Source organism: Brunnivagina elsteri CCALA 953, from assembly GCF_002289455.1.
Classification (GTDB): domain Bacteria; phylum Cyanobacteriota; class Cyanobacteriia; order Cyanobacteriales; family Nostocaceae; genus Brunnivagina; species Brunnivagina elsteri.
In genome coordinates this window covers 1-7,008 of sequence record NZ_NTFS01000350.1, presented here as the reverse complement: position 1 = coordinate 7,008, position 7,008 = coordinate 1, and the positions used below count along the sequence as shown (strand labels likewise).

The window sequence follows — 7,008 nt, the reverse complement described above, 5'->3', positions numbered from 1 at the left end:
ACAGTTCGGCGTAAATAACCAGACCATTATTTAATCCTCAAATTCCCAGTAATAATAGGCTTTCCCCCACTGCCTACTGCCTACTCACTACTGCCTTGACGTACTAGGTGGAATTTGTTCGGTAGTAATTAATGCTTCCATGACTGACTTAGCAATTGGAGCGGCAACAGTTCCACCATATGCATTTTCCCCTTTGGGTTCATCCACTATTGCCAAGACTACATAACGGGGAGCTTCGGCAGGTAAGATGCTAATAAAACTGGTAATTCTAGCATTCGCTTGATAACCTCCAGAACTGCTGGCTTTTTGAGAAGTTCCTGTTTTTCCGGCGATGCGATACCCTGGAATCATCGCTTTTTTCCCCGTACCTTTTTCGGAAACTACGGTTTCCATCATTTCCACAACCTTTTGCGTGGTAATTGGTGAGAAAAGCTGCCGAGGTTCGGAAAGTGTTGGACTGTAGTGCATTTGTTCTTTACTATCTAACAATCCCTTGACAACGTGAGGTGTGACTAATTTACCACCATTTGCTAAAGCCCCAGTCATTTGGACTAGTTGTAATGGTGTGAGGGAAAAACCTTGTCCAAAGGAAGTTGTAGCTGCCTCGATAGGTGTGTTTATAAATTCTTCTTGACTTTTAAGTTGACTTGTGACCGAGGAAGGTAAATCTGTATCTAATTTTTGTCCTAATCCCATTCGTTCTAACCAACCATAGTAAATACTAGGACGTAGACGCTGAATTATTTGCACCATGCCGATGTTACTGGAGTTTTGGAGAATTTGAGCAATATTTATGCGTCCATAACGCTTATTTTCAGCATTTTTAATGGTGCGATCGCTAACTTGAATCGTACCGGAATCGTTGAATGTATCATCTGGTTTGATGACACCATTTTCTAATGCGATCGCGACATTTAAGGGTTTAAAAGTCGAACCTGGTTCGTACAAATCCGCAACAGCCCAATTCTTAAACAGGGAAATATCCGATTTAGAATAGTCATTCGGGTTATAAGTCGGTTGCGTCACCATTGCCAGCAACGAACCATCGTAAGCATCCATGACAATCACAGCACCACGCTTGGCACTATACCGCTCGATCTGTTTTTTTAAAGCGAAGCGTGCAGCACGTTGTAAACGACTATCGATCGTGAGTTGCAAGCGCATATCGTCAGTATTTGGAAAACCTTCTGGTGCATAATCTGGCATTAACGTACCATTTCCAGTACGACTCAAACGTACTGTTTGTACCGAACGTTCCAAGAGCTTTTCTTGACTATATTCGATTCCAGCCTGACCTCGACGGTCTAAGTTAACATAACCTACCACCTCGGAAACTAAATCCTGCTGCGGGTAGAAACGTGCATATTTTTGTCGCAACTCTAAACCATTTAGAGATAATGCCGAAACGCGATCGGCAAGTTGTTCGGGTAATGCAGAGTTTAGAATAATACCACTATTTCTAGCTGTAAATTTCTTTTCTAATTCGCTCGCATCTTTATCTAAAATTGGTACTAAAAGTTCCGCTACCTTCTGACGTGACTGAGTAAACTGCTTAGGATGGGCGTATAAAGTATACACTTGTTGGTCGATAGCCAGTACATTCTTCTGTCGATCTACCACCTGTCTGCGAGGCATATAAGGGCGCAAATTTACCATCTGCTGACTTCTTGCCTGCTGCGTCAACTTGGGACCACGAACAATTTGGAGATTGTATAAATTAAATCCTAATCCAATCCCGGCTGTAATTAATACTCCCCAAACAGTGAACAAACGAGCTTTGATATTAGATGTTTGTTCTGGTGCTGCTGGCATAAAATTATCCTGCGAATTTCCCGTTGTTCGATTTCGCAGACTGGTTTTAAATTCTGATGAACGTAAATTTCGGAACTTGATTTTGCTGGAAAACTTCTTCTGCATTACTCTACTTCTGTAATGAAACCAATAGTGGTTATTTGCCCATTGTCTAATGCCCAAAACTAATATCCAGGTTCAGGTTTGAACCGTTGTTCTGGAGGTATGGGATTTACAGGTAGATTAGGAGCAACAGAGTTGGTAGTTCCAGGTGTACTATCTAAGAAAACTGTTTTCTTAGGATTTGGAGAAGATAGTCCTGAATTTGGCTTTTCCGCATCCGTAGCCATTTTACTTTTGAGTACACCATTCGTGATTGTTAATTGCCGTTCGTGACGTTGCAAATCTTGCAGTCTGCGATACGATTTACCCCAAAGTTGCTGCGAATATACTGTCCAGCCATAGGCAATCAATGTGGAAATAACTAGCACAAATGAGACCACTGAAGTATGCCGTTGTAAACCATGTAAACGCAAAATCCATACTGGCATTGTCTCTGCTGCTGACATCACAGGAATAGCACTGGTATTTTTTACTCTCGCTTCTGGATGCTTAGTGGCAAGACTTGCTTTTGTTCTTTCTCGCTTGAGAGGCTGTGCCTTATTTAACTTGGTGTTTGAGGGATTAACGGAAGTTTTGGGAACCTTAGCATGGACAGAAGCTTGTCCAGAAGATTGCGATCGCCTTGTGGTGTTTTGGGAACCTGAGGCTGAAAATGAAGAGGATGATTGTTGTTTTTCTGGGATGCTGGTTGAAACAAATGTATTAGTATTTGTCGAGATTGTTTGAGAATTTTCTGGATAGGGATTTTCCCGGAGTCGAGAACGTTTGCGTCGGAACCAACCACCTTTTGTAGAAGTATCAATATCTGATTTGCGAACAGCAGCCATAGTTTTGGTTGATAGTAAATTTGGTTGAGGTTGAAAATACAGTGAAAAAATATTGACGAAAAAAATATTGGCAAAAGCACCGGATTAATTATGGCAAGAGGATGTACAGTTCAACAAGACTAATCCAACAAGACTAATTCAACAAGATGCAAAGATGATAATTTTTGATATCTTCGGCTGATTCGTCATTCAGGCTAGCACGTTCGAGTTGAATAAACGAAGTTTAATCCTACGGGGTATCGCCATACTTGAAAATAGGTTTCAATATAAGATATTGTAGATACAAATAAGTAGTAAACGCCTGTTTAATACCGGGAATACGAAATAAGCACGAAAAACCACATTTGTGTCGGTCATCTAAAAAAAAATTTCAAAAAAACAGCAAATGCTGTATCTTATTGTTCAGGCTGAAAATTATTAGTGCCGCATTTTGGTGAAAGAGGAGTTATGAAAATTAGAATCTTTGGTATTGCTCTCGCATTAGGTCTAGCTACAGTTCTTGGAGCTTGTGAGGGTGGCGAAACCCCCCCAGCTGGTAGCACTTCATCTCCAACAGGTGCAGGTGAACCCACAGACAGCGCTACTACACCTCCTGCTGGTGGTGCAGCTACTACTCCTGCTGGTGCAGCTACTCCTAAGGCTACAAAATCTCCCTAAATTTGATTTTGGGATTTTATTGATAGCACTGATTTAGGGGCTTGCTTATAGCAAGTTAGTCGTTTAATTACCGCTACACCATTAGCTGCTAATGGTTTTAGCGATAATGGCGGGATAAATATTTGAGTTTTGAGAGTGTTAATTTGTCTATTAATTACACTGGTAGAAGCTCTTGAGCATTTTCCGTAGTCTATTTATAAATATAAAAATATTGACTTGGCAATGAATGATCGTTCTTTTGCCAGGTCTTTATTTTTTTACTTGGTTTGTATCGGTGTCCTACCGAAATATCTATAGATAAATGATTGATATTGAGAACTGGTTGATTGATGATTAAAATTAATCAAATGAGTTTAGGGGAATGGAAATTAAAAAACAAATTAAAAAAAGAATTACCTTGATAGCGATCGCAGTTATAACCAGTATTGCGATCGCAACAGTCAGCAGTGGGTTAAAACCAGCATTATCTTCAGTATCAGCAGAGGATATCCCCGAAGAAATCTTGCGAACAGAGATAATTACAGCAGCGCGATCGCCTATTGATGGCAAACCACTTACAGCAGCAGAGTATATCGAACTCCAAGCCCAATTGCGAGTAGCTCCCGCACCAAAACTCGATCCAGCAATTCGGGAGCGAATTTTTCTGTTGCGACTGCGGAAAACATTACTGCAATTTTTCCCATTCTTGAATTTTTGATTTTGGGCAATGGGCAATACTCCCACTCGCGACAAGCAAGCTACGCAATTCGCAATTTATAGAAGACGCGATATATCCCATCTCTACATTCCTTTAACCAATTAGGCGACAAATTGGCAAATAAATGTAAAGAATATATATAGACAGAGATAAAAAAAGAAAATTTACTTAGCCCTTTATAGCTGCACGTAGGTAGCTTCACGTTTATGACCACTCTCCCTCCCGAACAGGTTAACCGCATTATCTCGAACCAACATCAAGACCCTTTTGAGGTTCTCGGTTGTCATCTTATAGAGCAAAATGGTAAAAGTGTCTGGGCTGTGAGAGCCTATCTACCAAATGCAAGTGAGGTATGGGTAGTCATTCCCGAAGAACGCAAAGAATATCCGATGGAAAGCGTGCATCATCCCCATTTTTTTGAATGCACAATTGAAACCAAAGAACTAAATAACTACCAGCTACGGATCAAAGAAGGCGATCGCGAACTTGTTACTTACGATCCTTATGCTTTCCGTTCTCCTGGAATTACAGAATTTGATTTGCATTTATTCTCGGAAGGGAATCACCACCGGATTTACGAAAAATTAGGGGCACATCCCACTGAAATAGATGGGGTGAAAGGGGTTTATTTCGCTGTCTGGGCACCCAATGCTCGTAATGTCTCCTTACTTGGCGATTTCAACAATTGGGATGGACGCAAGCACCAAATGCGTAAAGGAAAAACTGGTGTTTGGGAATTATTTATTCCTGGAAGTAAAGTGGGGGAACACTACAAATATGAAATCAAAAATATTGAGGGGCATATCTACGAAAAATCCGACCCCTACGGCTTCCAACAAGAACCCCGTCCCAAAACTGCTTCCATTGTCACTGACCTGAATACCTACCAGTGGAATGATAAAGACTGGATGGAAAAACGCCGTCACACCGAACCCCTAAACCAACCTATCTCGGTTTACGAGGTACATCTAGGTTCGTGGTTACATGCTGCTAGTACCGAACCAGGTAAACATGCAGATGGCACATATGCACCGATTGTCCCCGTTTCCGAACTCAATCCCGGTTCACGCTTTTTAACATACCGGGAATTGAGCGATCGCTTGATTCCCTACGTCAAAGAGTTGGGATATACCCACATCGAACTCCTACCCATCGCTGAACACCCCTTTGATGGCTCTTGGGGATATCAAGTTACGGGATATTATGCCCCCACATCCCGTTTTGGGACTCCCGAAGATTTCATGTACTTTATCGACCAATGCCACCAAAATGGTATTGCTGTACTTGTAGATTGGGTTCCCGGACATTTTCCTAAAGATGGACATGGTTTAGCATTCTTCGATGGTACACACCTCTATGAACATGCTGACCCCCGCAAAGGTGAACATAAGGAATGGGGAACGTTAGTATTTAACTATTCTCGCAATGAAGTTCGGAATTTTTTGGTTGCAAATGCCCTATTTTGGTTCGACAAGTACCACATTGACGGAATCCGGGTTGATGCCGTTGCCTCGATGCTATACCTGGATTATTGCCGTAAAGAGGGTGAATGGGTTACGAATCAGTATGGTGGCAGGGAAAACATCGAAGCGGCTGATTTCTTGCGGCAGACGAATCACTTGATTTTCAGCTACTTCCCAGGTGTCATTTCCGTAGCCGAGGAATCGACCTCTTGGCCTATGGTATCCTGGCCCACATACGTTGGTGGACTTGGCTTTAATTTGAAGTGGAACATGGGTTGGATGCACGACATGCTCGATTACTTCAGTATGGACCCTTGGTTCCGTCAATTCCATCAAAACAATCTTACCTTCAGCATGTGGTATCACCATAGCGAGAATTTCATGTTGGCTTTGTCCCATGATGAAGTTGTGCATGGGAAGAGTAATATGATTGGGAAGATGCCCGGTGACAGGTGGCAGAAATTTGCGAATGTGCGGACTTTATTTACATACATGTTTGCCCATCCAGGGAAAAAAACCATGTTTATGAGCATGGAATTTGGGCAGTGGAACGAGTGGAACGCCTGGAGCGATTTAGACTGGAGTTTGTTGCAGTACGAACCCCATCAGCAGTTAAAGCAATTTTTTGCCGACTTAAATAAACTCTATAGAACCGAACCTTGTCTCTATAGCCAAGACTTTGCGGAAGAAGGTTTTGAGTGGATTGATTGTAGCGATAATCGTCATAGTGTGGCTTCGTTTATTCGTCGCGATAAAGATACAAATGACTTTGCGATCGCAGTTTGTAATTTTACACCCCAACCCCATTCACATTACCGCATTGGCGTACCTGAAGCTGGTTTTTATACTGAGTTATTTAACAGCGATGCCCGTAAGTATGGCGGTAGTAATATGGGTAACTTGGGTGGTAAGTGGACTGATGCTTGGTCAATGCACAATCATCAGTATTCCCTAGATTTGTGTCTACCTCCGTTGGCTGTGCTGATTTTGAAGCTCGATAAAGATAAAACAGCCCAGATGATGCAACAAGAGTAGAGACAGTTTGGAATGGGCAAACGGTTGTTTGCCCTCATTTATATTTTTTAACCGCCAAGACACAGAGGCGCAGAGAGAATAAAAAAAGGTTCTTCAGTACTTGTTATGCCAAACTAACAATTAAAATGCCAATTTAATAAGCACCTAATTCGGAAGTTATCAAAGTTTCTAAATCCATAAGCAGAACGTTTAATTAGCTTGAGTTTGTTATTAATACCCTCAACAGCACCACTAGTAGTACCATTATCAAAGTAAGCAATAATTTCATCGAACCAACGAATAATAGTATTATTGCTATTTGGGAAATATTTTTTAGCTTTCGATAACCACATACCTAGTTTAAAGACTCCCGTATACCAATCATTAGTCTTATTAAAATTTTTTCTAAATTTCTCTTTTAGTTCATGCATTACTT

General features: G+C 41.4%; 6 protein-coding genes. 3 read left to right on the top strand and 3 right to left on the bottom strand.

Annotation, left to right across the window (positions count from 1 at the left end; translation table 11 throughout):
* Positions 1–87: 87 nt before the first annotated feature.
* Entirely contained in the window at positions 88–1,917 is a 1,830-nt protein-coding gene (locus CK510_RS23415; RefSeq protein WP_095723975.1) for a peptidoglycan D,D-transpeptidase FtsI family protein, read from the bottom strand.
* Positions 1,918–1,976: 59 nt separating this feature from the next.
* Positions 1,977–2,741: a hypothetical protein gene (locus CK510_RS23410; RefSeq protein WP_095723974.1), complete on the bottom strand. Its 765-nt coding sequence runs from the start codon at positions 2,739–2,741 to the stop codon at positions 1,977–1,979.
* Between the two features lie 447 nt (positions 2,742–3,188).
* Here CK510_RS23410 and CK510_RS23405 point away from each other — a divergent pair, with 447 nt between their 5' ends.
* The 3 genes from CK510_RS23405 (at position 3,189) to glgB (ending at position 6,593) form a co-directional block, all read left to right on the top strand.
* The gene (locus tag CK510_RS23405; RefSeq protein ID WP_095723973.1) at positions 3,189–3,398 is read left to right on the top strand and encodes a hypothetical protein; all 210 of its coding nucleotides are present in this window, start codon (positions 3,189–3,191) and stop codon (positions 3,396–3,398) included.
* 361 nt (positions 3,399–3,759) lie between these two features.
* The gene (locus CK510_RS23400; protein WP_095723972.1) at positions 3,760–4,095 is read left to right on the top strand and encodes a hypothetical protein; all 336 of its coding nucleotides are present in this window, start codon (positions 3,760–3,762) and stop codon (positions 4,093–4,095) included.
* Positions 4,096–4,301: 206 nt separating this feature from the next.
* On the top strand, positions 4,302–6,593 hold the full coding sequence (gene glgB, locus CK510_RS23395) for a 1,4-alpha-glucan branching enzyme (protein WP_095723971.1): 2,292 nt from the start codon (positions 4,302–4,304) through the stop codon (positions 6,591–6,593).
* Between the two features lie 113 nt (positions 6,594–6,706).
* On the opposite strand, the gene CK510_RS23390 is transcribed toward glgB, so the two are convergent.
* Positions 6,707–7,008: transposase (locus tag CK510_RS23390; protein ID WP_143289398.1), on the bottom strand; the 302-nt coding region annotated here is incomplete at its 5' end.